We start from the raw sequence: 25,741 nt of genomic DNA on the forward strand, positions 1-25,741 counted from the left end.
CATCCCCCTTACATTCAATGCAGGTCAGTGAATAGAAAATCCATTTAGCAGCATATCTCCCACTTCAGGAGCCAATGCTGGAAGATCATACTTTTGTTCATTCATCACCCAAGTGGTAACTGTTTCATCAATCGTTCCAAAAATCATTTGTCTGGCAAGCTGAATATTTAAAGAAGATCTAAATTCCTTTTTTTCAACACCTTCCTTTAATATTTCATCAATCAGCTGCAAATAATGTTTTAAGACTTCATTAATCTTCATGCGAAGTTCTTTATTTGACTGTCTCAACTCCAGCTGGGTAACGACTGCTAAATGCTTATCCTCTGCCAACATTGTAAAGTGATGTTCCACTAATAATAATAATTTCTCCGCAGCTGTGTTTTTTCCTGCTAAAGCTTCTTGAATTTTCTTCACAAAACTTCCCATTTTTTCTTGAAATAATGAGATTAATATGTCTTCCTTGTTTTTAAAATATAAATAGATTGTGCCGTCTGCAACTCCCGCTTGCTTGGCTATTTTTGCAACCTGGGCTTGATGATAGCCGTTCTCTGCGATTGTTACAACAGCAGCATCGATAATCTGGTGATACTTTGGTTTATTTCGTTTCACAGGCTGCCCCTCCCGTTCTTTCATAAGATGAAATGAATGACCATTCATTCATGTTTTTATCTTACCTTTTTACACAAAAAGAGTCAAGAGGGGACAAGCCTTTTATTTTCATAACTTAACTTGTTTTTTCTTGTTTCCTTTTTTCTTCATCTATTAGTGCGCGTCTTAAAATTTTACCGACAGCTGTTTTCGGAAGCTCATTTCTAAATTCATAGACTCTTGGTACTTTATAAGCTGCTAACTGGGTTCTGGCAAATTGATTTAATTCTTCTTCTGTCACGGAATATCCATCTTTTAATACAACATAGGCTTTTACCGTTTCACCTCGATAGGAATCCGGCACTCCTACAGCTACTGCTTCCTGCACTGCTTCATGCTCATATAAAACTTCCTCGATTTCACGCGGATAAATATTATACCCACCTGCAAGGATCATATCTTTCTTGCGATCGACCACAAAAAAATAGCCATTCTCATCCATATATCCAACATCACCCGTCAAGAGCCAGCCGTCTTTGAAGGTCATTTCCGTTTCTTCAGGCCGCTTCCAGTAGCCCTTCATTACTTGCGGTCCTTTAACAACAATCTCTCCAATCTCACCAGGGGAAAGAATCTCTCCTGTATCCATAGACAAGATTGCCGCATCTGTATCCGGCCATGGAACACCAACGCTTCCCTTTACCCGCGAATGATCCCACAGGAAGTTGGAATGGGTAACCGGGGAAGTTTCAGACAGTCCATATCCTTCTACAAGCTTTCCGCCAGTGATTCTCTCAAATTTCTGCTGCACTTCCGCTGGCAATGGTGCTGATCCGCTAAGGCAAGAATGAATGGAGGATAAATCATATTTTTTTAAATCCGGATCATTTAACAAAGCGATATAAATAGTGGGGGCACCAGGAAACAGTGTAGGACGCTGCTTTTGAATCGTCTTTAATGTCGTCTTGACATCAAATTTAGGGAGAAGAACCATTTTGTATCCTTGCATGATTGATAGTATCATAACAGCTGTCATACCGTATACATGGAAAAATGGCAAGACACCGAGAATAGTTTCTTCCCCTTTTCTGCACTTATACAGCCAGGAGGCACACATCGTTGTATTAGCTATCAAATTCTTGTGAGTAAGCATAACACCTTTCGGAAAGCCTGTTGTTCCACCTGTATATTGAAGGATGGCAAGGTCCTCATCAAAATCGAAGGAAATATCTAATTCTTCGGCTGCCTCTATTTCCATGATTCGTTTAAACTCATGATTCGTTCCACGCTCTTCTACTTGTACTTTCAGACCGGTTTGTTTCATTTGTATAAAAGGATAAATAATGTTTTTTGGAAAAGGAAGATAATCTTTGACAGCGGTTACAATAATATGCTGCAAGTTAGTTCGTTTCATCGCTTGCCGCACCCGAGGATACAAAACATCAAGTGTAATAATGACTGTAGAACCAGAATCCTTCATTTGGTACTCTATTTCTCTTTCTGTGTATAGCGGATTTGTTTGGACAACTATCCCCCCGGCATACAGGACTCCAAAATAGCTGATCACCGACTGTGGACCATTAGGAAGCATAATCGCTACCCGGTCCCCCTTCTGAATACCGAGCTTTCTCAGATAACGCCCCATCTTTAAAGAGGATTCATATACTTCCTGGAAGGTTAATTCTTTTCCCATGAAATGAATAGCTATTTTATCAGGGTACTCCCTTGCCGCTTTCGTTAAATACGATTGCACGGGCTGTTCTTCATAGGTAAGTGAAGCGGGTATTTCCTTTGGATACTGCGCAAGCCAAGGCCGAATACTCATTTCTCTCCCTCCCCATCCATTTTGAATATTATAAATATTCTATTCAATTATAAACCAATTCAGAAGGCTTTGCCAAATGGAAAAGACAAAGCCTTCTCCCTAACCTCAAGAAAGAAGGGGACAAAACTGAAAGAACAGTCACTTTACTGCTTTTTTACTTCAACGGCTTCTGATGAAAAGATTCGGATCATCATTTTGCCATTGTTTGAGGCCGCTCGAATTAGGATGGGATAATTGTATTCATTTTTAAAGACAAAGTCCGGTCCCCACCAGCTGACTGTAGCATCTTTTCCAGGTGGAACGTAAGGTACTCTTCTGCTATGTGAATACCGCTCAACAATTTGTATTCCTTTTAAATTGACAGCATTAAATAACGTTGAAGAAACTTGGCATATTCCCCCTCCAATATCCTCTGCCAGTTCTCCCTTTACAATGACTGGAGCACGTTTATATCCTCTTTCTTTCGTCCGTTCCCCTACAACCTTGTTAAAGGAAAAGGTTTCTCCAGGAAAAACTACGCGATTATTCACCGCTTTTGCTGCCAAAAAAATATTGTAGGAACGTTCCTTATTGCTTTCCGTGAAATATGTTGTAAAGCTGCCAATCTCATTCGTACTGATTTCTGCTAAAAGCTCGTTATCCACTTTTGGATAAATTTCTTTCTTTGGAATCGGCACGACAGCCGATTCTTTTCCGTAAAAAAATGCATACAATTGCTCGAGGAATTTCTCTTTATCTAACCCTATTCCTGGTTTAGCAGAGATAATCTCCCCTTTATCATTTAAAGCAGCATTAACTGGTGCTCTATACACTTCTTTATCAAAACGTTCCACAAGGGACCGTACCTTGTGAAGATCGATCATTGACTCTTCCATTGGGAAAAGAAGAAAATGATTGCGTGTAATCGTTTCATTAATCGTTTCATCGGTCATCGTAAGACTTTGAGCTTCAGACGCAAGCGGAGCGGACGTCAATAGCAAAAGAAACATAAACATAATTTTCTTTATCATCACATAACCTCCCCCGCTTAGTATTCGTTGAAGGAAAGGTTTCATGTACGATAAAGAAAAAATGAAAAAGAAGTTGTTGCCCTAGTTAATCCTTTGCCAATGTCACACATAAAGTCGCGTTCTTGTTCCTATCATTTGCAAAAGAAAGTACTTCTTTATTCCGACAATGAATCATGTCACCTTTTTTCGCCGAAAAACATTCACTGTCTATTGTAAAGGTTCCGCCGCCTTCCCAAATCATTACATATACATCGGCGTTCGGATGAGGATGGGGCGGCAACGATTGTCCAGGCTGAAAATTCAACATAAACATCATTGATTTCTCTCTGCTCTTTACTGCATGACGTGTGAGTGCCCCATCTGAAAAGGATATATATTCTTCCAACGATCGTTTTTCCATCACCCTCCATCTCTTTCACTAAATTTACTTAAGCTTTTCACAAAAAAGCCAGGTGTCAATGAACAGACACCTGGGTTATCAGCTTGCTGTCTTTTGCTTTTTATTATCTCCTATATAGGTAGTGGTTGGTTTTCGCTGCAATCAAATAAAGCCTTTTTATCAAGAGATATATCTCCCTAATCCATCATCCAAAACAATCGGCTTCTTGCCGCTCTTTGCTGCGGCAAACTTTCGTTTTAGCCCCCAGAAAAAACCAATAACGATGATGCCGGTAATGATAACTGCACCGATATAGGATGCGGTCATAGATAATCCAAAGCCAATTTGCGCATTGAGTATATAGGTGAAGGTGGCCATCGTAATGAAAGCCGCCGGCACAGCCGCAATCCAAAAGTTTTTCTTCTGTAACGCCAAATACATTGCTCCTACCCACAAGGCAATCATAGCGGTTGACTGATTTGCCCACGAAAAGTAGCGCCACAAAATGGTAAAATCAATTTGTGTCAAACCGACTGAAATAGCAAACATTGGCAAGGCTATCCAAAGGCGATTGCCTATTTTCTTTTGAGCAGCACCGATATAATCAGCAATAATCATCCGTGCACTCCGGAAAGCCGTATCGCCAGACGTAATCGGCAGTACAATGACCCCGAGAATGGCCAATGTACCAAATACAGCGCCGAGCGTGGTGGTTGCCACTTCCTTCACAACTCCGGCCGGTCCTACTGTTGCAAGCAACTCAGTTAACGAGGCTCCATTAAAAATCGACATAGCTGCCGCTGCCCAAATCATCGCAATGATTGCTTCAGTTATCATCATACCGTAAAAAATAAAACGGCCCTGTGATTCTTTTTGGGTCGTGCGCGAAATAATCGGAGATTGCGTCGCATGAAATCCAGACAAAGCTCCACAAGAAATCGTTAAAAATAAAATCGGAAAAATAGGCAGATTGTCAGGATGCATATTCACAAACGAAAGCTCCGGAATTGGGTGGCCTTGGAGTATGAGAGCCCCTCCAATTCCAACCGCGCTAATTAATAACAATGCTCCAAAAAACGGGTAAAAACGGCCGATGATTTGATCAACTGGCAAAACGGTCGCCAACAAATAATAGATGAAAATAACAGCTACCCAAATCCCCAGCGTCATCCAGCCCGGTGTCAGATCGGCCAGCAACGCCGCTGGCGAGGATACAAAAACAGTTCCCACGAGCACAAGCAATAAAAGGGAAAAAGCGTTGACAACATGTTTAAAAACTTTCCCGAGAAAAATCCCAGCCAGTTCAGGCAGGTGAGCTCCCCGGTTCCTCAATGAGATCATCCCTGTCAGATAATCATGAACGGCTCCCGCAAAAATAGCACCAAACACAATCCATACAAAAGCAACTGGACCATAAAGGGCTCCCATAATGGGCCCAAAAATCGGTCCTACACCAGCAATATTCAACAGCTGAATGAGTGAGTTTCGCTTTTTGTTCATTGGTACATAATCTACACCATCAGCAAGTGTATAAGCTGGTGTTTTTCTCTCTGTCTCCACCCCAAATACCTTCTCCACATACTTGCCATACGTGAAATAGCCGACAATGAGCAGAACAATGGCGGCAATAAAGGTAATCATGGCTTTCCCTCCTTTCCACCACTGTATGATCCCTTTGTTTTATTTATAACGAGACGTGCCTTTATTGTGAATTTTCATTTAACTGCATATGACGCAAAGGAGTCACCACACTGGTATACTTGGTTTTTGTGATTAGATATCTGAGGGAGAATGTTAAAATAAGAAAAGTATGAGAGTGATTTTTTATCATCTCAACACTTCTCTTTTCTTAGTAGTAATGGAGGAGAGACAATTTATTTATGATAAAGATAATTTCAATAACTACACAAAAAACCTAAAATCAATCTAAATTCAATTGATATATTTGACGGGGGCGCCCTTTATTGACAGGTTGTTCTTCTCCAATAATTCGAGCAAAGTTATGCTGCTCCAGTTTACTTAAAATTCGGCGTGCACTTCGTGAAGTAATGCCAAAACCATCCGCTAAATTTCCTGCAGTGATCGTTTGATTTCCGCAGCTTTCATTAAACGAAATTAATTTATTAATCGTTCCAATGCTTAATCCGGTTTGCTTGGCAATTAAGAGCCGGCCAGGATCTTTACTTCGTACCGCATACTCAAGCTGAAAAGGCTTTCCAATCGGACCATGTACCTTTCCATCTGATTCAACAACAAAACAATTGCTATCATCTGTCGATTTAGCTTTGGAGAAAGCTTCATACGCTTTTAGCTCTGCTTCGTTTGCCGTATGTCCAAAACCAATTCCGCAGAAAACGGGTATATTTAATTTAGTATGAACAGATTGAAACATGGGAAATTTCCGGAAACGCTGTGTATGCTGCTCGATCTCTCCTCTCGTTGTTATAAGCCGAACATTCCCCTGTTCTGTCCAAACACTTAAAGCTTGTATGTCTTTTTCATATTCTGCAATCATCTGCCATAAGATTTCTTCTCTTCGGTTTATAACCTGTTTATCCACGCTCTGATCAAGTTTATCCATATTCTGATTAAAACCAATTATGACAATGGCAATTTGGCTTTCAACCTGATAGAGGCTTTTCCCTTCTAGAAGCACTTGCTGTAACGTCTGGCGAATAGCTGATTTTGCTGGTGTAACTCGAAAAGCAGGAATGCCCAGCTTCTTTAGCTTTTCATAAACAAGATAATAACTCGTCATAGCTGATACAGTTTTTCCTTGCTTCCATAGATCATAATGAAAGGAAAAAAGTTTATCTAAATCCTGATGAAGCTTGCATTTCTTTTCATACATTTTTTCAGCGTTGATTTCTAATTCTTCTAAACATTCCTTTGCACCCGTTTCAGGCAAGTAATCGATACTGAAATTTAATTTATCGGCGCTCAAACCTGTTTGCTTAAAAGCCATAAATAATCCGCGATAAAAAGAAGCTTCAGTATATGGAATAAAAACCATTGGTTTATTTAACTCTATAGAAAAATGATTTAAATAATCACGCACAAGTAAATAAGGGACGGGCGCTGCAAATAAGAGAATATCTGTTTCTTTACGATACTCTTCAACTAGCTTTGTTACTTGATCAGGGTGACTATAAACCGCTTGCAGCAAATCGAGATCTTCAAATTGCTTTCCAATAAGCATCACTAATTCCACCAAATCAGGTGCTCCAAAAACAGCCACTTTAATCTTCAAATATATATCCCTCCTCTCTTTACGTATCAGAATATTATAAATATTCTATCATAATTTATTTTTTATTGTTTTAAAATAGACTTAAAGAATCCCGTATAATTGAAAAAACTGATGCCCTCATGTAGAAGAACATCAGCTTCTGATGGAAACGATACAAATTATTCAATACAAGCTTTTTAGATACTCATTTTATTTAGCCGCAACAGGTGGAGTTCCTTCAAGCTCCTCCTTTGTTTCAGAATTGGGATCATTTGATTTCCGGGCAACCGGCTCCTTTCCTGCCGACTGCTTTTTCATGACCATACTTACTATATAAGTCACGACAAAATTTAAGATGAGTGCAATCAATCCTGTATTTATGTTAAATAGATTGATTTCACTTACATGCATGCCTAAAGCAAACACATTCCCGGTAATTAAACCTGCTGCTATTCCTGCTGGTTTAATTGTGCGGGAGAAGAAGATAGCCAGTAACCCCGGCAAAAATTGACCATATCCATAATAAGCAGTATTAATTAAATTTAACATTAGACTTGGAGCCAGCAGGGTTAACGCCATTGAACTCAGAAGATAAAGGATCACAATCGTTTGTACCCATTTTCTTTGGGATTTTTCAGGAACAGCCGGCATTAAATTTCTTGAAACGAGCCCCCCGACCGTTAAACTTGTAATGGCCAGCACTAAAAGCCCTGAAAGTGCAGCCCCTGCAGCTACAAGACCAACTGCCCATGATGGAAGGATTGACATGACGGTAGCTATAAACGCCTGATTGGGATTTTGCAAATTTGGAATGTGAACTAAAGCAAAGTAAGAAGACAGAATTAAGAAAGGATACATCAGCATATAGAGTGGCATAAATCTTTGTGTTTTTTTGATCGTTCCCTCCGATTTGCCCGTAAAAATGACAGCTGTAATCAATGGCATGCAATATAGGGCTAGGGCTTGAAAGAAAATGGTTGTTAAACTGAAAACTAAATGTTCGGGTTGATCAATCGTCACAGACGCCCCTTGTTCCTTTGCCATTGAAAACAAATGAGAAACACCGTTTGCTTCTCTAATAACTGCTATGCCAGCGATCACAATAGCTAAGAACATTAAAATATCTTTTAGGATAGAAATCATTGCCGGAGCCTTTACACCTTACACAGAAATATAAAGAAACGCTATACATCCGGCAATAATGACCGCTGCTGCAGGTGACAAATTAAAGCCAAGGGAGCTAAGGGCAACAATGAGTCCTTCAAATTGCAGCTGTCCCCAAGGAATCAAAAAGAGCAGAGCAGACAACGCCACTACTAACTCTAGACCACGGTTAGAATAGTGTCCTTTAAATAAATCGGGGAGCGTCATGGCTCCATACTTCTTGCCCGCTCTCCAAAGCAGCGGAGCAATGAAATAGCCAACAGGATACGCTAAAAGAATGTATCCTAAAAACCATAATCCATAGCTAGGCCCTTTTGCGTAAATGCCTCCTGGAAAGCCAATCATCGTTCCTATGCTATATATTTCACCAACCGCTAGAAAGAAAAGTAAAATCCCGCTGAATGCCCGGCCTCCAACCAAGTATTCCTCCACGTTCATTTTCTTCTTTTTACCACGGCTGCTTAGTGCGATGCCCAATGACAAAAGTAAAATGAATCCAAATACGAAAGCTGTCATCATTCACTCCCCCTTTTTTGTCATATTTTTTCATCTTCATACTGATGCCGGTCAAAGAAATGCCAAGAAATGCAAAGACAAAGAGTAGTCAATGGGAACCAGAGAAATATCCAAAAATAGAGAATAGGGAACCCTAGAACGCTTACATCGGCTGCAGCAATAAACGGAACAACTCCCAAAATCGCCAGAAACGGTATTCCAATACCAATGAATACACTGCCTACTTGTCGTAGTGACAAAGAGATCTCCACCTTTCTGCTGATTCAGTACATACTCATATACCTACTTAAAAGATTCGCTTATCTTTCTTTCTGCAAGCCCTGATTAGTATAAAGATTATCATAGTAAACACATTTTGTTTTCATAAACAACACAGCCGTCAATCAATGTGGCTACGATGTCAATCTCTTTAATTTCTTTTGGATTGACCTTTGTAGGATCTTCTGCCAAGACGGTAAAATCAGCTTTTTTTCCTACTTCAATGCTGCCTGAGTGACGTTCATCAAAATTCAGTTCAGCTCCCCAAATCGTCATGGACCTCAAAGCATCTTCCACACTGCATTTCTGGTCAGCCCCCAACACTTTTCCATCCTTCGTTATACGGTTGACTGCTGCCCAAACAGAAAACAACGGAGAGATAGGGGTTACAGGACAATCTGAATGTACGGTAAAGAGCAGGTTACGGTCTAGAGCATCTTTTATTGGATTCATTCTGGCTGCTCTTTCCGGTCCAAGAAACAGTTTCTCATGACGGTCTCCCCAATAATAAATGTGATTAATGAAAAATGAGCCGGCTACACCGAGTTTTTTCATTCGGTCCAAATCAGCCGCTGTTGCTGTTTGCACGTGCTCAATGCGATGGCGATGATCTACACGGGGATGATGAGTTAAAGCAAACTCAAAAGCATCCAAATTAGAGGCGATAGCTCGGTCGCCATTGCCGTGGATCGTCACCCGATAACCACGCTTGTGCAGGTCCAGCACTTCTAAATTAAAATCCTCTTGTTCATGGATCAAATGACCATTTAATTCAGAGTTGCAATAATAAGGCTCTCGCAATGCTGCCGTCAGAACTTGGATAGATCCATCTTGAAACAATTTAGCGCTGTCAAGACGAGCTCGTCCGTTAGATCGAAGACGAATATCTTCATCCAATTCTTTAGCAGACACCCCCCCAAATACATTATTCTCTCTGAGAAGGTGATGCATAATCATTAATTGCATGCGCATAGGATTTTGTCCTCCGGCTACTGCCTGGATATGTGCTTCGAGTTCCTCTACTCCTATGTTCAGACCAACACCTGCATCTGTGTTTGTTGTAATTCCCTGAGCTAAATAATCTTTGGACGCTTCTCCCAGTAAAGACACCAAATTCTCTACAGACGGAACAGGAATGCTTGATTCAACAAGATTCATAGCTGGAAGCTCATATAGCACACCATTTAATTTTCCTGCCCTATCTCTTCCAAAATGGCCGCCAGGCGGATCCGTTATTTGCTCATCGATTCCAGCGAGCCTTAGAGCAGCCGAGTTGACAACAGCAAAATGGGCGGAAACATGCCGAATAAAAACAGGCTGATGAGGAACAACAGCGTCTAATTCTTCACGAGTCGGATGACGCTTTTCCTCTAGAAGAGTATCATCATATCCATAGCCCAAAACCCACTGATTTTTTTCCTTTTTCCGGGCTAATTGCAAAAGTCGATCTTGAATATCACTAATATTTTTATTAAGCGGACTGCTGCAATTTGCTTGTTGGCGAAACTGGGCATACATTAACAAGTGATTATGCGTATCAATAAACCCCGGAAGCAATGTGCCTCCCTTTAAATTAATGACTTGTGTGTGCCTCGTAACCTCAACCTCATTCTTTGGCGGTTCAGCTTCCGGCCAAATCCCGCTGATTCGGCCATTTGTTACGGCCACTGAACCTCCACGTCTTCCTTCCTTGTCTAAAGTAAGGACATTGGCATTTGTCAACAAAACATCTGCTTTAATCATTATGAATCATCCTCCCCCGTTTCACCTGCTCATTTTGTTCTTTTTTCTTCCGTGGTTGTGAAAAGGAATTTGTATGCGTTTTCAAAAAAAGAAAAATATTCAGATTTTTCTTTTAAACAATGGTATTAAAAACAATAATTTCTTACAATAACCATAAGTGGACCTTTATTATGTTTTGAAAAGAAAAGGTGAACAAGCAGCATGGAGACGAACAAAGTCGGGAAAGCCGGAAAGGCCTGTAACGAATAATAAAAGAGGGTGTTAAGGTGAAAAAAGTAATTCTTGCTTATAATCGTGTATCTCCGCAAGTCATTGAAGAGCTGGAAAAGGAATTTGAAGTCGTCTATTTTGAAAACAATGAATACTTGGATGATCCGCGTTTTGTACAAACGCTGCAAAAAGCAACAGGCGTAATTGGGCTTGGACTAAACGTAACAAAAGAACTGCTTGATCTAGCTCCAACGTTAAAAATAATTTCGAATGTTTCGGTAGGATACGATAATCTGCCACTAGAAGAATTATCAAAGCGCGGCATTATGGCAACGAATACACCGGATGTATTAAACGACACAACAGCCGATGCTATCTTTGGCATTTTAATTGCGGCAGCCCGGCGGATGACAGAGCTGGATCATTATGTAAAAAGCGGAGCATGGACTGAGCTCTTGCCTCCCGAACTTTTTGGATTGGATGTGCACCATAAGAAGCTTGGCATTATCGGCATGGGCCGCATTGGACAGGCAATCGCTAAACGAGGACATTTTGGTTTCGATATGGAGATTTTATATCATAACCGTTCAAGAAGGCCAGATGTCGAAGAATTATTAAACGCTCATTATGTATCAATGGATGAATTATTGGCAGAATCAGATTTTGTTTGCTTAATGGTCCCCGCTTCTCTCGAGACAAAAAATTTAATCAGCTATGGAGAGTTTAGCAAAATGAAACGAACAGCCATCTTCATCAACGGTTCACGGGGGCAAAATGTAGACGAGGAGGCTCTTTATGACGCTCTCCAAAACGGCACCATTTGGGCTGCAGGCACCGATGTCTTTAAAGAGGAGCCTCTTCCTGCTCATCATAAGCTGTTAACATGCAAAAACTTAGTCACTCTGCCACATATTGGCTCCTCCACAGCTGAAACAGAGCACAAAATGTCTGTAGTGGCTGCTAAAAACCTGCAAGCAGGTTTAAAAGGACAGCAGCCGCCTAATTTATTGAATCCAAACATATTTTTAAATCAATAAATTTTGTACCGTACGTTCGATTGTTTAGATGAGATGCCTTGAATGGTTACACTTCTCTTTTTTTATCATATTTTAGTATTGATCACTTAAGAAAAGGAGCAGATCGATTCATGGTATCTCGTAAAAACAATCTTCCAAAATTATTGGACGGTTCGCTTTATCATTTAGTAAAGACCATTGATTCTTTTTTTGATGAACCGTTTAAACAGTTTGATGCTTTTTTTCACCATAACCTGTTCAAAATAGATTGGTATGAAACAAGCTCAGATGTGATTGTCGAAGCAGAGCTTCCTGGATATAAACGAGAGCAGATTCAAATTGAAATACTCGGAGATCGCTTGCGGATTGCCGCAGAAAACTCTCAACTAGCAGGAATGAACCCTTTTGAACAGTCCTACTCCCATCAATACCATGCTAGCCAGAGAATGGAACGCTTTATAACGTTACCCTTTCTCATCTCAGAAAAAGACACGAGAGCGACTTATAAAGATGGCGTACTAAGAATTATCACACCTAAACAGCATTCTGCTAAACGCTTTATTAACATTGAGTAAAATTCCTTAATGTCCATTTATCTAACTAAAATAGCCTCTATCCATTTGGATTGCCTAAGCTCCGGAGCAAGGGAATCCACATATCTGATGAATAAAAGAATAAACTAAATTATTAATGACTTTTATACTGGGGTGGATAAACATATGCACCACTTTTCTCAAGATGAACTCGCCAACAAAGCTTGGTCACTCTATCAAACAGCGGTGAACCAGGCAGCCCTTGTCCCCTTGATACACCCACGTATCCACCATACGTTCAGCGCTCAAAACCTACTGGCATTTCTCGCTTATAAAAATAATATAGATTCTACCTTTATAACTGCTCTTCAGAGTAGAGGTTTCTGCTTAAGTTCAAATCAAAGCATGATGCAGAGCTTGCAAATCCTTTGTTCCAACTTAGGCATCTCCCCTCCTATTCACACTCCTGATGCGGAGGCACACTCACAACTGAGAAGAGAACGAATGCACACTGTATTAGGGGAAAGAGCATCTGAACACTCTCCCCATATTATGGTCACCTTGGACGGTCAAATGACCGCTCCTTCTCTTGTTGAAGGCTTCTTGTTAAACGGAATGACCATTGCCCGCATCAACTGTGCCTATGACGATGCATCAACATGGAAAAAGATGATTGACACCATCCGCTATGCTGAAGAGCAATTAAGAAACAAGGGCAAATATAAAGATCAAAGGTGCCAAATCCATATGGACTTAGCAGGACCTAAAATTAGAGTCGGTCCTCTAAGAAAAGTTGCCTATCCTTTAAAAATAGGTATAAAAAAAGACCGCTATGGCCGTCCGCTGGCAGCTAAAAAAGGAATTATCAGCTGGCAGTCTGCATCGACTAAACAGTTAGTCAACGAGGAATATGATTTTATTATTTCTACCTCTCCATGTGAACAATTTCGTCAATTGACAAAAGGAGACTCCCTTTCTTTTGTCGATAATCGAAATAAGAAGAGAAAATTCCTTATTACGGATACATTGCCGGCTGGCTTGATTGTCACGATTGAAGAAACTGCCTATATTACGGAGCATACGAAGCTAAAAAGCATACAAGGAGACATAGAGTTATTCGTAAATAACGTTGAAAGATCCCCCATTCAAATAGAAGTTAAAAAGGGAGATCTTTTAAGAATTCATTTGAATCATTCAACGGAAGGACACCCCGCTGCTGAATCAGCATCGGCTGCTATTTCCGTCAGCCTGCCTGAAGCATTCTCCTGTGTTCAAAAAGGACATAGAATATTTATTGATGATGGAAAAATTCAGGCCGTAGTAAGAACATGCAGCCAAGACTTTATCGATGCAGAAATTATCTCTCCAGATACGGAGACAGCTATTAAAGAAAATAAGGGAATTAACTTACCTGATTGCGATGCCAATTCAACGATTTCAGCTTTAACGAATAAAGACGAGGAAGATCTGGCGTTTATCTGTGAGCATGCAGATATGATAGGACTCTCTTTTATACACAGCCCTGAAGATCTTCAAAAACTACAACAGCTTTTAGCCAACTATCCGTCAAAAGATTTAACAGTGATCGCCAAGATTGAAACAAAAGAAGCGATCCATCACTTCTCTAACATTCTCTTAGAAGGGCTCACTTTCTCAAAATTCGGCATTATGATCGCAAGAGGCGATTTAGCCATTGAAATAGGATTTGATAAACTCCCGGTTGTTCAGGAAGAGATTTTATCCATGTGCCATGCTGCTCATATTCCTGTCATCTTGGCTACACAAGTGCTGGAATCGCTAGCTAAAAAGGGCACTCCTTCTCGATCTGAGTTAGCCGACTTATTCTTTGGAAGCGAATTTGATTGCTTAATGTTAAATAAAGGCCCATTTATGGAAGAAACGATAGAGTTCTTAACGGAAACCCTTCTCTTAATATCGGAAGCAAAGGATTATAAGCAAACGTTCACACGGTCGATAGCTTTTCAAGGTGAAGAGGACTTCCGCCCAAATCCTCACCAGCTTAGTTGATATACACTGGACACAATAACCACTTCCCCAGGGCAAGCGGGGAAGTGGGTTTAGTTTTTAAGCTGTGAGCACTGCCAATGAGCGGGAAGAACGGATAGAACTTTCACTAATCGTTCTCTACATAGTCCATTTCTTCTTATTAGGAAATGCATTACAGAACTATCCACAAATTCTCCTTAGTTAAATTTCTATTCAAGAGACTTATGCAGTTACATATTCATGAGTTGCTTATTATAGAAGCAAGATCTATTATTTACCTAATTTTTTAAGATCACTTAATCCTGCCCGGCATAGACTAAGATATATTATTAGGGAGGGATCTTTTTGCCTACAAAACCTTTAGTCTATAAAAGTCCAGATGATGGCAAAGATTTAAGTATTTTTTTAGGCGGAGATACTTTTTTAGGTTTTGCAGCCCAATCAATATTAGAAAGCAAAGGATATACGTATCCCTTTAAATACTTACGTTCCATATATAAAGAAGCAGATGTGCGAACACTTAACCTCGAAGCGCCAATCAGCAAAATGGCTAAAGAGCTTACTGCAGAAAAAAAGTATAAATATAATATGTCCCCTCGCGTGTTAGAAGGCTTTAAAAAAGAGAAGTTTGATATTTTTTATATGGCCAATAATCATACAACTGATTATGGACATGATGGCTTATTAGAGTCGATTGCTCTATTAAAAAAGGAGAAAATGATTCCTTTAGGGGCAGGAAAAAACATAGAGGAAGCAAAAAAAGCGTTGATCATCAAAAAGGGAACTATTCAAGCAGCCATTTTAAACTATATGAGCTATCGAAAAAACTATGATGAGAAGTATCATCACTTTGCGTCTCATAACCATAGTGGTGTCAGGGCACTATCTGAGCAGGCAGTACAGGAAGATATCCAGCAATTGAGAAAACTAGGTGTACATGTAATCATCGTATCTATTCATTGGGGTGATAATTATGAACCCGTATCTAAAAAACAAAAACGACAAGCTGAAATGATTTCTGCTGCTGGTGCCGACGTGATTGTTGGTCATGGTTCACATCAATTTCAAAATATAGGTATCGCAAACAAAATTCCTGTATTTTTTAGCGTTGGCAACTTTATCTTTCATACGACCCCAAACCGAACGTCCTCTTTAACCTATGGATTTCCACTTACCCTGCATATGAATGAGAAAGGTTTAACAAAGGTGGACGTATGGCCGATTCACACAAATAATAAAACCGTTAAGTTCCAGCCGCGGCATTTATCTGGTTCAACCGCTCATACAGCTATCCAGGAACTGTTTTCCCAATCGGATTTAGGAAAGTGGAAAACGAAAATAGCAAATGATCGAGGCATCATCTACTTTTAGTTTATTTGGTTCATATAAAAAGCTGTCCCAAGAATGAAAAGCCAGATTCCTCCCTCAGGTATAAACCATTATATACGCTGATTTAATAAGGCCTCCATGCTTAGGGACAGCTTTTTTATAATACATGTTTAGCTGCAATGTAACTTTCCTCTTATTATCTCGTTGCTCTATCTTTCCTGTGCTTCAAGAATCTCATTTCAATTTTTTTCTCCATCGAGCATAGTTAATAAAGGCATAATAGACTTGTCATACATAGAGGTTTTAATAAGCAGAGCGGTTTCTTCCGTTAATAAAGGTTTAATAATGTTCATAATGTCACCTGCTGTCTCACAAGCCACTTTTTTCCCTTTCATTTTTTTATTCTTTGCACCTTGAATGATCTGATTTGCAAACTTTCCAGTGGCAATTAATACATCTATTTGATAAGCTGCGATCATTTCTCCGATTTGCTGATGGTATTTCGCTTCATGCTCCCCCAATTCAGAGACACTGCCAAGAATAAGGATCTTCTTCTTATTGGCAGCAATCGCTTCCATCACCTTTAAAGAGGCTTCTATAGAGGTGGGGTTAGCATTCCATGTATCATTTATAATGAATGAATCATTAGGACCTTTGAATGTCTCTAGATGAGCAGTTAAGTTTTTAAAAGTCTTGAGCCGTTCAGCAGCTTCTCTAATCCCAAAACCAAACTGATGGACAGCAGCAATCGACCCCAACGCATTATAAACCTGATGTTCCCCATAGCCAGCGACAACCACCTCATACTTCATTTTCTCATAGATTAAGGTGAACGCCATTCCATCCTCTGTGTAGCGGATATTAGTAGCTTTATAGTCAGCAGGAGAGTGAATACCAAAGTAAACTACCTTTCCTTTATAGTTTTTTAACGAGATTTGTTTCGTTTTCTCATCATCTGCATTTAATATCAAAATCCCTTTATTATTCAACCCGTTTAGAATTTCTCCCTTTGCTTGAATGTAATTTTCGAGCGTGCCGCATTTTTTCAAATGGTCAACGCCAATATTAGTAATCATTCCAATGGTCGGTTGGAAAAATTTGCAGCTATATTCAAGCTGACCAATTCTCGCCACAGGAGTTTCAAAAACAGCTACCTCTGTTTCTTTCGTCATTTCACACAAGTAGGAAAGATTCCGGTAGGGAGCATTTTTGCTTTTCCTTGTAGCTAATACTTTATAATCTCTTTTTAAAATGTGAGTAATCATTTCTTTTGCAGTTGTTTTCCCGCATGTTCCAGTAATGGCAAAAACGGGAATATCAAACAAAGAGCGATAGTATTTTACAAACTCCCAATAAGATTTTTCCATGTCTTCTACTACAATATAGGACACGTTTGGTAAAAACGGCTTTTTAATTTTTTTCTTTTCAAGGATAACAGCACAAGGAGTATGTTTTTGTATATTCTCCCAGTCAGTTTGTTGAATTTTTCCCCGCAGAAAAATGACTCTGTTCGCTTTTTTTATATAATTAGTTCGATCAGTAATATGATAGATATCAAAAGTATTTCCGTGAATAAGCTGGCCTTTAATCACTTTAAGCAAAGTAGAAAATTTGATTTTTTTTTTCACTTCCTATACATCTCCAATCACATTATGCAGTACTTTAGAGTATGAAGCCTTTCTATTGAACGTGACGGCAGCTCTCCCTTGTTTATGCAAGATTTTATTTTTTCATTCATGGATAAGTATCTAGTCAAATAGGATTATCCTCCATACCTTATAATAAGTACTTTTTTATAGTGCTAATCAAGGGGGGAATGTTTTGAAAGCGATTATTTTCATAGAGATTTACAAATCAGGTTCTAGCAGGGAAGCAGCTAAAGCAGCTAACCGGCTCGGTTTTTTTACAATCGTTTTTACGAATAGAGCAAGAAGATTAAAACAGTCGGACCAATATCCAGAGGTACATCAAATGATCCTAGTGGATACACAGAATTTAAAAGCGATGAGAAAAAAAATAAAAGTATTGCGGTCCCAAGGAAGAGAGATTGCTGCGATCGTCAGTTTCACCGATCCCTATGTTCATACTGCCGCTGTATTAGCAGATGAATTTTGTCAAAGCTGTGTTTCCACAGAAGCAATTCACAAAATGGAAGATAAAGTGAAAACTCGTTTATCTCTTAAAGACCAACCTTTTACTCCAAATTTCATTGAAATAAAACCAACACAATCTGTTAAACCACTCACACTTCCTTCTTCATTAAAGTTTCCCGCAATGGTCAAATCACCAAAATCAACAGGTTCGAAAGATGCATTACTTGCTGAAAATGAAAAGCAATTGTTAGCAAATGTTATACTGCTGCGTGAAAAATACCCTATGGATTCCGTTTTGATTGAAGAGTTTATCGACGGAGAACAGTATTTGGTTGAGGCTTTGGTTTATAGAGGAAAAGTCATGATTTCAGCGGTTGTTAAACAAGAAATTACAAAAGGAGAAAGATTTATTGTAACCGGATATGGACTCATGGCCAAAGTTCCGGATGACTTACAGAAAAGTATTGAAGAGACAGTTAATCGAATCATTTCAGCGATAGGCATGGAAAATGGCTCGCTCCATTTGGAGCTAAGGCTAAGTAATGATGGATGGAAACTCATAGAAATCAATCCGCGAATCTCAGGCGGATCGATGAACAGGATGATTGAAGCAGCGTTCGGATATAGTTTAGTAGAACAAATACTAAAATTATACTTAGGTGAAGAACCATCATTAACAAAGAAAACAAAAAACTTTGTATACACTCAATATATTATTGCTACAAAAAAGGGGAAATTAAGAAAAATAACAGGTAGAAAAAGAGCCAGAAAATCCCCCGGAGTCGTGCATGTTCACATAAAACCTAGAAAAGGAAGCAAGCTTGTTCCTCCACAGACAATGGGACACAGGCTTGCTTATGTGATTGCTTATGGAAGCACATTGGAAGAAGCAAAAAAATTGGCAAAAAAGGCTGCTAAAAAAATAAAATTTCATTTAGATGAGGAATAGAAAATAGAGCTGATATTGTTGAAGATATGTCTTCACCCTCGTTAAATCAGCTCTTTATCAAACTTAAATGGTATGAGAGAATTCATTGTCATAACTGTCTTTTTTAAAAAGGCTGTCTAAAAAGAAAGAATTTAAAACCTCCAGTAGCGCATATGGTATAGCAATTGAGATAGGGACTATACCTTCGTGTGTTAAGGAGAAGCTAAATACTTTTAGGACAGTCTATTTTGATTTCTAAGAAATAAAGGTTAAATAAATGATACCAATAATAAGAAAGACGCCACAAAGGACGAGCAATACTTTCGCGAGTGTTTCCATAGTTCGGATGCTCCTTATTAAATTAAAGCTGCGCCAATAACGTATGATAATCCGACAGAGATTACCATAGAGATAAAGCCGACAGCACGGTTGTCTTGTTCAATTTCTTCATCAATTTTAAAACGGGGAGTTAAAAACTCAAAAATAAAGTAGCCGGCTAACAGCAAAACAAAACCAAATGCTCCCCAGCCAATCATCGTTAAAACATGATCATTATGGGCAATCGAATGGCGGAAAATATTCGCAAGACCGAATATTTTTCCGCCGGTTGCCATTGCCACAGCCATATTGCCTTTTTGGATTTCTTCCCAGTTACGGTATTTAGTTACCAGTTCAAACACGGCTAGCGACAGTATAATACAGACAACGACTACACTGTAATAACCGGCAAGCTGTATAAATTCATTTTCCCAAAACTGGTTCATACATATAAAGCCCCTCTTATTTTAATTCGACAACAGTCACGCCGCTGCCGCCTTCCCCCGCTTCACCGAAGCGTGTCCGCTTCACAGACCGATGATTTTTCAAATAATCCTGAACGCCTTTGCGAAGCGCCCCTGTTCCTTTGCCGTGAATAATCGAAACGCGTGGGTAGCCGGCGAGTAAAGCATCATCAATATACTTTTCTAACCGTACCAATGCATCCTCGTAACGCTCGCCCCGCAAATCAAGCTCCAAGCTTACATGATAGTCTTTTCCACGAATCGTTGCGAGCGGCTTGGGCTCTGCTTTTTTCTCTGACTTCACAAATTGCAAATCGCTTTCTTTCACTTTCATTTTCATAATGCCAATTTGCACGTTCCATTCTTTGTCCCCAGCTTTTTCAAGCAGCGTACCTTTTTGATCAAAACTAAGCACTTTCACTTCGTCTCCCGGCTTCAATATCCGTTCTGAAGAAGCTGCTTTCGTTTTTGGCGCTTTTTTCGCTTCCGGTACCGCTTCGGTCAGTCGCCTTTTAGCTTCAATCAATTCATGCTCTTTTACATCTGCCTTTTTCTCGAATCTCATCGTACGCAAATCACGGATTACTTCTTCCGCTTCTGCTTTCGCCTTCTCTACAATCTCTGCCGCCTGCTTGCGGGCCTTCTCGGCAAGCTCCTCTTTATGAGCATAATATTCCTGCATTTGTTTTTGCATTTCTTTATGAAACTGTTCCGCAAGCTTCAAATATTCGCGTGCTTCCCGTTCTTCATCTTCCGCTTTCCGGCGCGCCTGTTCAAGGGAAGCAATCATTTGATCAACTTCATTCGTATCCGCGCCAATCAAACTGCGCGCCTGCTGAATGATCGTATCATTAAGACCTAAACGACTGGAAATCTCAAAGGCATTGCTTCGTCCTGGTACGCCAATGAGGAGGCGATAGGTTGGACTGAGTGTCTCTACATTAAACTCAACGCTCGCATTGACGACCCCTTCGCGATTGTAGCCGTATGCTTTTAACTCAGGATAATGCGTAGTAGCAATGACTCTTGCTCCTCGGTTATGCACGTCATCAAGGATCGCCATCGCCAGAGCGGCACCTTCCTGAGGGTCCGTGCCGGCACCAAGTTCATCAAATAAGACGAGGCTTTCATCGTCAACGTGCTTTAAAATATCTACAATGTTCACCATATGAGATGAAAACGTACTCAAGCTTTGCTCAATGGACTGTTCATCCCCAATATCAGCAAAGACTGAACCGAATACCGCTGTTTCCGATCCGTCAAGCGCCGGGATAGGAAGTCCTGCTTGGGCCATTAATGTCGTTAAACCGACCGTTTTTAAGGTTACGGTTTTCCCCCCAGTATTCGGTCCGGTAATTAGGATCGTCGTATATTCTTTTCCGAATTCAATATCATTTGCCACTGCTTCATCAATCGGCAACAGCGGATGGCGGGCCTTATTCAAACGGATATAGCCATCTTTGTTCACCAATGGCTTCGTGCCTTTAATAGCTCGGCCGAATTTTGCTTTCATAAACATAAAATCAAGCTCACCAAGCAAGCCAGTTAAATGATAAAGCTCTTCTCCATGCTGTTCTACTTCCACTGTTAACTCGGTAAAAATCCGTTCAATTTCTAATTGTTCCTTCAGCTTAAATTCACGGATTTGGTTATTCATTTGGACAATCGACTCCGGCTCAATAAATAACGTTTGGCCAGATGAAGACTGATCGTGCACGATACCGCCATAGTGTCCCCTGTACTCCTGTTTTACGGGGATAACGTAGCGATCGTTTCTAATCGTAATGATCGTATCGGAGAGCATTTTTTGGGCGTTGCTTCCGCGTATTAAACTTTCAAGCTTGCCGCGAATCCGGCTTTCGTTCGCTCGAAGCTGCTGACGGATATGGCGAAGTGTTTCACTCGCTGAATCAAGAACGCCGCCGTGTTCGTCTACTGTATGTTTAATCCGGTGTTCAAGCGGTGTCAATACCGGAAGCTGTTCTGCTTTTTCAGAAAGGATCGGCAGTTCTTCGCCTTCTTCAACTAGATCATGAATGAATTGCTTCATCATCCGTCCTGCATAAATGGTGCTCGCCACTTGGACAAATTCCATGCCGTTCAGCATGCCGCCAATTTGTGCCCGCTTCACATGGGGACGAACATTATGAATTCCGCCCAGTGGTGCGTGCCCCTTTAGGCGAAGTACACGCGCTGCTTCGTCGGTTTCTTCCTGAAGTCGAACCACTTCATCATAGGAAACAGATGGATTCAAGGCTTCTGCCTGTTCCCTTCCTAAGCTGGAGGCAGCATGTTCAGCAAGCTGCTGCTTAATTTTGTCAAACTCAAGAGTTTTTAATACTTTTTTATTCACGTAACAGGATTCCTCCCTATTTGTTTCGATTAATAAATGCTAAAAAATCTTCCTTACTGTACGTATTGAGCACCGTATCTGGACGAAGCCAGCCTTTTCTCGCTGCTTTTGCCCCAATTTCCATGAAATCTAAATGTTCAATAGCATGCGCATCTGTATTAATGATCACCTTCACACCGGCTGCCTGAGCTCTCTTTAAATGATCGGCAGATAAATCCAGCCGGTAGGGATTAGCATTTAATTCCAAAGCCGTATTGGTTTCTTTCGCCAATTCAATGAGCATGTCAACGTCAACATCGTAGCCCTCACGACGGCCAATTAACCGGCCAGTCGGATGAGCAATTAAGTCAACGTATGGATTCATTAAAGCTGTTTTTAAGCGCTCCATAATCGTTTCCCGCGGCTGCGAGAAACTTGAATGAATCGAGGCGATCACAAAGTCCAGCTGGCTTAAAATTTCATCGTCATAATCTAATGTAGCATCAGGCAAAATATCCATTTCAATGCCGGAAAGAATTTCAATATCGTTATAGCGGGCATTGAACTCGCGAATTTCCTCGTTCTGCTTTAACAGCCGCTCAACTGACAAGCCATTTGCTACTTTTAAATAGCGGGAATGATCGGTAATCGCCATGTATTCATAGCCTTTAGCCCGACAGGCCTCTATCATTTCTTCAAGCGAATACGCCCCGTCTGACCAGGTCGTATGCATATGGACATCTCCCCTGATATCGCCTAAATGAATGAGGCGGCCAAATCCAGGAAAATCCTCTACTTCCGTTCCGTCCTCCCGAATTTCTGGAGGAATCCATGGCAGATTAAAATGATGATAAAAATCCTCTTCTGTTTGGAATGTGGTGACTTCTCCTGTTTCAACTGATTCAACGCCATACTCACTAATCTTTTCCCCGCGCTCTTTCGCCAGCTGGCGCATACGGACGTTATGATCCTTCGAGCCGGTAAAATGATGAAGCGTAGAAGCAAATTCTTCTGCTGTGACGATCCGAAAATCAACCGACACATCCCATTCTCCCTCGATGACAACGGAAACCTTCGTGTCACCGGCTGCGATCACTTCTTTAATTCCAGGAAGCGTGAGCAGCTGCTCCTTCACGGCAGCAGCCTTATCAGCGGCAATGATAAAATCAAGATCCTTAATCGTTTCTCGAAGGCGTCTTAAGCTGCCTGCCCGTGAAAATCGCTGAATTCCCTTCATCTCAGCCAGGCGGTTTTCAATCGATTCAGCAAGTGGCAGCATATACGTGATCGGGAGCCGCTCCGGGCGCTTTCCGGCTTCTTGGATAGCCGCTAAAATTTTTTCCTCCGTTTTAGCCCCAAAACCAGGCAGCTCCTGCACTTTTTTCAGCTCACATGCTTCTTGTAAATCAGCCATGCTTTTTACGTTTAATTCTTTATATAATTTAGCAATCTTTTTACCGCCAAGTCCCGGTAATTGCAGCAAAGGGACGAGCCCGGAAGGCACCTCATCCTGCAGCTCTTTTAAAACCGTCGATTCACCCATTTCCAGGTATTCTTCAATGACGGCTCCTGTCCCCTTGCCGATTCCTGGAATCTTCGTCATATCCTCAATTTCCGTTAAGCTGCGCTCGTCCGTTTCCAGAGCGGCGGCGGCTTTTCGAAAGGCAGATATTTTAAACGGGTTTTCCCCTTTTAATTCCATATATATCGCTATCTTTTCCAGCAAACGGATAATGTCTTTTTTATTGATCATCGTCGTCACCATACTTTCAAAATCGATCTTTTTCTCCATTTTAATAGTAACAGAAAAGCCAGACAAAACAAAAACTTCTCTTTTAAAAAGAGAAGCGGTTCAGTTGGGCAAGCGGGTTAAAGTTTTTGAGCGCATCTGATAAATAAGGTGTATGATGAATCATATAATCGGCAATGAAAGAATCATTTATCATGGAAGAAATTCCGGAAGGCAGCAGCATACCGAGGTAGACAAGGACAAAGAGCACGAGGTACACTTCCACAAAGCCGAGAACCCCTCCGCCGACTTTATTCACTTCTCGTAAAATCGGAATATTCGCAAGCGCATTTACAAAAGAGCCAAGGATTGATAGCACAATTTTTACTAAAATAAAAATAAGAACAAAAGCAATAGCTCCATAATAAAAAGATTCAAAACCGGCGGCCACAAGACTAAACGCTGGATTTTGATCAACCGGCGGCATTGGGATCCAGTTTTTTAGCAGCGGGGCTACCTGCTCGCGAAGCGCAAGAGCGGCAATAATCGCGATAATGGAACCAGCTATGTGGAAAAACTGTAAAACAAATCCCCGTTTTAAACCGATTACAATACCGGCAACTAATAAAATAAGCAATACAATGTCAATCATGTTGTTCAGCCCTTCAATTCTTTTAATTGTTGCTTTAAGTGTTCTATTTCTTCTTGCAATTTTACATAGTCATGAACTGTATTCACCGCAGCTAATACAGCGATTTTATTTAAATCAAGCACAGGATTCTTTCTCTTAATTTCCCGCATCTTTTCGTCGACTAACTGAGCCACATGCCGGATATGACTTTTCGATTCCGTGCCGACAATTGTATAATGATGTCCGTATATGTCAACCGTAATCCGGTTTTTCTCTTCATTCGACAATGGAATGCCCCCATTCGTAAAGAATCCTATCTGTTATCATACCATGAGCAGGAATCCATGAAAAGCCGCAAGTATAAAGGAGAGTTTCTATATGAGCCACACTGTTTTAAACGTATCCAGCACCACCCTTTCGAAAATGAAAACCTATTATCATTCCCAATCGACTGGCAAGCTGCCATCAGGAGCCGTCTTCGCAGCTAAAACGGCTGCCTGTGCGATTACCGGTTATCGTTCCGGTAAAGTCCTATTTCAAGGAAAGGATGCGCTGCTAGAAGCAGCCAAATGGCATGGAGAAAGTACAAAAGCAGCTCCTGCCAAGAAAAAGAAGACCGTGTCCGCCCAGTTGCCGTCTGGTTTCTCGGAAATGTCTGTTATCGGCAGTGATGAAGTCGGCACAGGCGATTACTTTGGCCCGATCACAGTCGTCAGTGCTTTTGTAAGAAAGGAACAACTTCATGAACTGCAGTCAATAGGCGTCCGTGATTCCAAAGATTTAACAGACCCACAAATTATCCAAATCGCTAAGAAGATTGCTAAAGTAGTACCATATAGCCTGCTTGTTTTAAAGAACGAGAAGTATAACGAGCTTCAGCAAAAAGGCATGTCGCAAGGAAAAATAAAAGCGTTGCTTCATAATCAGGCATTGATTAACCTGCACAAAAAGATTCTTCCTGAGCGTCCAGATGCCGTGCTAATTGACCAGTTTGCCGAAAAGGATACGTACTATCGTTATTTAAAAGAACAAAAAGAAATTTTTCAGGAGAATGTGTTCTTTAGCACAAAAGGCGAAAGCATCCACCTTGCTGTTGCCGCTGCCTCGATCATCGCCCGTTATGCTTTTGTGAAACAAATGGACAATTTAAGCAGCGAAGCCGGTTTTCCGATTCCAAAAGGGGCTGGCAGTCACGTTGATGTTGCCGCCGCCCGCCTCATCAGCGAAAAAGGCGAAGAAGCCCTGCTTCATTTCACTAAAAAGCACTTCGCCAATACCCAGAAAGCCCTGAAACTCGTGAATAAACGATAAAAAACAAAGCCGGCCCCAATAAAGGGTCCGGCTTTGTTTCTTCTTTCTCACGTTTATGCGCGTACTCTTGTTGATTGTGAGCGGAGTTCCCGGTTTTGTGAGCGCAACTTTGTCGATTGCGCGCGCAT

The 25,741-nt window shown here is 40.7% G+C and carries 22 protein-coding genes; 6 read left to right on the forward strand and 16 right to left on the reverse strand.

Annotated elements, in window-relative coordinates; all coding sequences use genetic code 11:
- Positions 1–24: 24 nt before the first annotated feature.
- From AC623_RS14335 to AC623_RS14375, 10 genes are all read right to left on the reverse strand, one after another.
- Positions 25–609, reverse strand: a complete 585-nt coding sequence (locus AC623_RS14335) for a TetR/AcrR family transcriptional regulator (protein WP_049663547.1) — start codon at positions 607–609, stop codon at positions 25–27.
- Positions 610–724: 115 nt separating this feature from the next.
- Entirely contained in the window at positions 725–2,413 is a 1,689-nt protein-coding gene (locus AC623_RS14340) for a long-chain-fatty-acid--CoA ligase (RefSeq protein WP_049663549.1), read from the reverse strand.
- A 143-nt stretch (positions 2,414–2,556) separates the two neighbouring features.
- Entirely contained in the window at positions 2,557–3,423 is an 867-nt protein-coding gene (locus tag AC623_RS14345; protein WP_049663552.1) for a VanW family protein, read from the reverse strand.
- Positions 3,424–3,508: 85 nt separating this feature from the next.
- Entirely contained in the window at positions 3,509–3,823 is a 315-nt protein-coding gene (locus AC623_RS14350) for a cupin domain-containing protein (protein ID WP_049663553.1), read from the reverse strand.
- A gap of 159 nt (positions 3,824–3,982) precedes the next feature.
- A complete protein-coding gene (locus AC623_RS14355) occupies positions 3,983–5,443 on the reverse strand; it encodes a carbon starvation CstA family protein (RefSeq protein ID WP_049663555.1) in 1,461 nt (486 codons plus the stop codon).
- A 280-nt stretch (positions 5,444–5,723) separates the two neighbouring features.
- Positions 5,724–7,052 (reverse strand): hypothetical protein, encoded by a 1,329-nt coding sequence (locus AC623_RS14360; protein WP_049663558.1) that lies wholly within the window; start codon positions 7,050–7,052, stop codon positions 5,724–5,726.
- A 189-nt stretch (positions 7,053–7,241) separates the two neighbouring features.
- The gene (locus AC623_RS21790; protein WP_197090975.1) at positions 7,242–8,174 is read right to left on the reverse strand and encodes a hypothetical protein; all 933 of its coding nucleotides are present in this window, start codon (positions 8,172–8,174) and stop codon (positions 7,242–7,244) included.
- Positions 8,175–8,192: 18 nt separating this feature from the next.
- Positions 8,193–8,714 carry a sodium:solute symporter family transporter gene (locus AC623_RS21795; RefSeq protein ID WP_197090976.1) on the reverse strand — a complete coding sequence of 174 codons (522 nt, stop codon included), beginning with the start codon at positions 8,712–8,714 and terminating at the stop codon, positions 8,193–8,195.
- A gap of 17 nt (positions 8,715–8,731) precedes the next feature.
- Positions 8,732–8,950 carry a DUF3311 domain-containing protein gene (locus tag AC623_RS14370; RefSeq protein WP_049663560.1) on the reverse strand — a complete coding sequence of 73 codons (219 nt, stop codon included), beginning with the start codon at positions 8,948–8,950 and terminating at the stop codon, positions 8,732–8,734.
- A 100-nt stretch (positions 8,951–9,050) separates the two neighbouring features.
- Positions 9,051–10,712: an amidohydrolase gene (locus tag AC623_RS14375; protein ID WP_049663562.1), complete on the reverse strand. Its 1,662-nt coding sequence runs from the start codon at positions 10,710–10,712 to the stop codon at positions 9,051–9,053.
- 266 nt (positions 10,713–10,978) lie between these two features.
- Here AC623_RS14375 and AC623_RS14380 point away from each other — a divergent pair, with 266 nt between their 5' ends.
- The 4 genes from AC623_RS14380 to AC623_RS14395 all read left to right on the forward strand — a co-directional run bounded on the left by AC623_RS14380 (position 10,979) and on the right by AC623_RS14395 (position 15,849).
- Positions 10,979–11,959, forward strand: coding sequence for a 2-hydroxyacid dehydrogenase (locus tag AC623_RS14380; RefSeq protein ID WP_049663563.1), 981 nt, complete (start codon positions 10,979–10,981; stop codon positions 11,957–11,959).
- Between the two features lie 110 nt (positions 11,960–12,069).
- Complete coding sequence (locus AC623_RS14385) at positions 12,070–12,513, forward strand: Hsp20/alpha crystallin family protein (protein ID WP_049663565.1); 444 nt, start codon at positions 12,070–12,072, stop codon at positions 12,511–12,513.
- A gap of 462 nt (positions 12,514–12,975) precedes the next feature.
- A complete protein-coding gene (locus tag AC623_RS14390) occupies positions 12,976–14,499 on the forward strand; it encodes a pyruvate kinase (protein ID WP_197090977.1) in 1,524 nt (507 codons plus the stop codon).
- A 324-nt stretch (positions 14,500–14,823) separates the two neighbouring features.
- Positions 14,824–15,849: a CapA family protein gene (locus AC623_RS14395; RefSeq protein ID WP_049663569.1), complete on the forward strand. Its 1,026-nt coding sequence runs from the start codon at positions 14,824–14,826 to the stop codon at positions 15,847–15,849.
- A 197-nt stretch (positions 15,850–16,046) separates the two neighbouring features.
- Here AC623_RS14395 and AC623_RS14400 read toward each other — a convergent pair whose 3' ends face one another.
- A complete protein-coding gene (locus AC623_RS14400) occupies positions 16,047–17,435 on the reverse strand; it encodes a UDP-N-acetylmuramoyl-tripeptide--D-alanyl-D-alanine ligase (protein WP_049663572.1) in 1,389 nt (462 codons plus the stop codon).
- Positions 17,436–17,628: 193 nt separating this feature from the next.
- Between AC623_RS14400 and AC623_RS14405 the strand changes: the two genes are divergently transcribed.
- Positions 17,629–18,849, forward strand: coding sequence for an ATP-grasp domain-containing protein (locus AC623_RS14405; RefSeq protein WP_049663574.1), 1,221 nt, complete (start codon positions 17,629–17,631; stop codon positions 18,847–18,849).
- A 335-nt stretch (positions 18,850–19,184) separates the two neighbouring features.
- Here AC623_RS14405 and AC623_RS14410 read toward each other — a convergent pair whose 3' ends face one another.
- From AC623_RS14410 to zapA, 5 genes are all read right to left on the reverse strand, one after another.
- Positions 19,185–19,592, reverse strand: a complete 408-nt coding sequence (locus tag AC623_RS14410) for a DUF350 domain-containing protein (protein ID WP_049663577.1) — start codon at positions 19,590–19,592, stop codon at positions 19,185–19,187.
- A 16-nt stretch (positions 19,593–19,608) separates the two neighbouring features.
- Positions 19,609–21,963: an endonuclease MutS2 gene (locus AC623_RS14415; protein WP_049663580.1), complete on the reverse strand. Its 2,355-nt coding sequence runs from the start codon at positions 21,961–21,963 to the stop codon at positions 19,609–19,611.
- Positions 21,964–21,979: 16 nt separating this feature from the next.
- Positions 21,980–23,695 (reverse strand): DNA polymerase/3'-5' exonuclease PolX, encoded by a 1,716-nt coding sequence (polX, locus tag AC623_RS14420; RefSeq protein ID WP_049666665.1) that lies wholly within the window; start codon positions 23,693–23,695, stop codon positions 21,980–21,982.
- Positions 23,696–23,777: 82 nt separating this feature from the next.
- Positions 23,778–24,323: a CvpA family protein gene (locus tag AC623_RS14425; RefSeq protein WP_049663582.1), complete on the reverse strand. Its 546-nt coding sequence runs from the start codon at positions 24,321–24,323 to the stop codon at positions 23,778–23,780.
- Between the two features lie 5 nt (positions 24,324–24,328).
- Positions 24,329–24,589 carry a cell division protein ZapA gene (gene zapA, locus AC623_RS14430; protein WP_049663583.1) on the reverse strand — a complete coding sequence of 87 codons (261 nt, stop codon included), beginning with the start codon at positions 24,587–24,589 and terminating at the stop codon, positions 24,329–24,331.
- 91 nt (positions 24,590–24,680) lie between these two features.
- Here zapA and rnhC point away from each other — a divergent pair, with 91 nt between their 5' ends.
- Positions 24,681–25,613 (forward strand): ribonuclease HIII, encoded by a 933-nt coding sequence (rnhC, locus tag AC623_RS14435; protein ID WP_049663585.1) that lies wholly within the window; start codon positions 24,681–24,683, stop codon positions 25,611–25,613.
- The last annotated feature ends 128 nt before the right edge of the window (positions 25,614–25,741 follow it).

Source organism: Bacillus sp. FJAT-27231, assembly GCF_001183975.1.
Lineage (GTDB): Bacteria > Bacillota > Bacilli > Bacillales > Domibacillaceae > Pseudobacillus > Pseudobacillus wudalianchiensis.

Coding starts and splice junctions, on each gene's coding strand:
- AC623_RS14340 (WP_049663549.1), bottom strand. CDS start 2,413: ATGAGTATTCGGCCTTGGCTTGCGCAGTATCCAAAGGAAATACCCGCT.
- AC623_RS14345 (WP_049663552.1), bottom strand. CDS start 3,423: ATGATAAAGAAAATTATGTTTATGTTTCTTTTGCTATTGACGTCCGCT.
- AC623_RS14350 (WP_049663553.1), bottom strand. CDS start 3,823: ATGGAAAAACGATCGTTGGAAGAATATATATCCTTTTCAGATGGGGCA.
- AC623_RS14355 (WP_049663555.1), bottom strand. CDS start 5,443: ATGATTACCTTTATTGCCGCCATTGTTCTGCTCATTGTCGGCTATTTC.
- AC623_RS21790 (WP_197090975.1), bottom strand. CDS start 8,174: ATGATTTCTATCCTAAAAGATATTTTAATGTTCTTAGCTATTGTGATC.
- AC623_RS21795 (WP_197090976.1), bottom strand. CDS start 8,714: ATGATGACAGCTTTCGTATTTGGATTCATTTTACTTTTGTCATTGGGC.
- AC623_RS14375 (WP_049663562.1), bottom strand. CDS start 10,712: ATGATTAAAGCAGATGTTTTGTTGACAAATGCCAATGTCCTTACTTTA.
- AC623_RS14385 (WP_049663565.1), top strand. CDS start 12,070: ATGGTATCTCGTAAAAACAATCTTCCAAAATTATTGGACGGTTCGCTT.
- AC623_RS14390 (WP_197090977.1), top strand. CDS start 12,976: ATGCACACTGTATTAGGGGAAAGAGCATCTGAACACTCTCCCCATATT.
- AC623_RS14410 (WP_049663577.1), bottom strand. CDS start 19,592: ATGAACCAGTTTTGGGAAAATGAATTTATACAGCTTGCCGGTTATTAC.
- polX (WP_049666665.1), bottom strand. CDS start 23,695: ATGATCAATAAAAAAGACATTATCCGTTTGCTGGAAAAGATAGCGATA.
- AC623_RS14425 (WP_049663582.1), bottom strand. CDS start 24,323: ATGATTGACATTGTATTGCTTATTTTATTAGTTGCCGGTATTGTAATC.
- rnhC (WP_049663585.1), top strand. CDS start 24,681: ATGAGCCACACTGTTTTAAACGTATCCAGCACCACCCTTTCGAAAATG.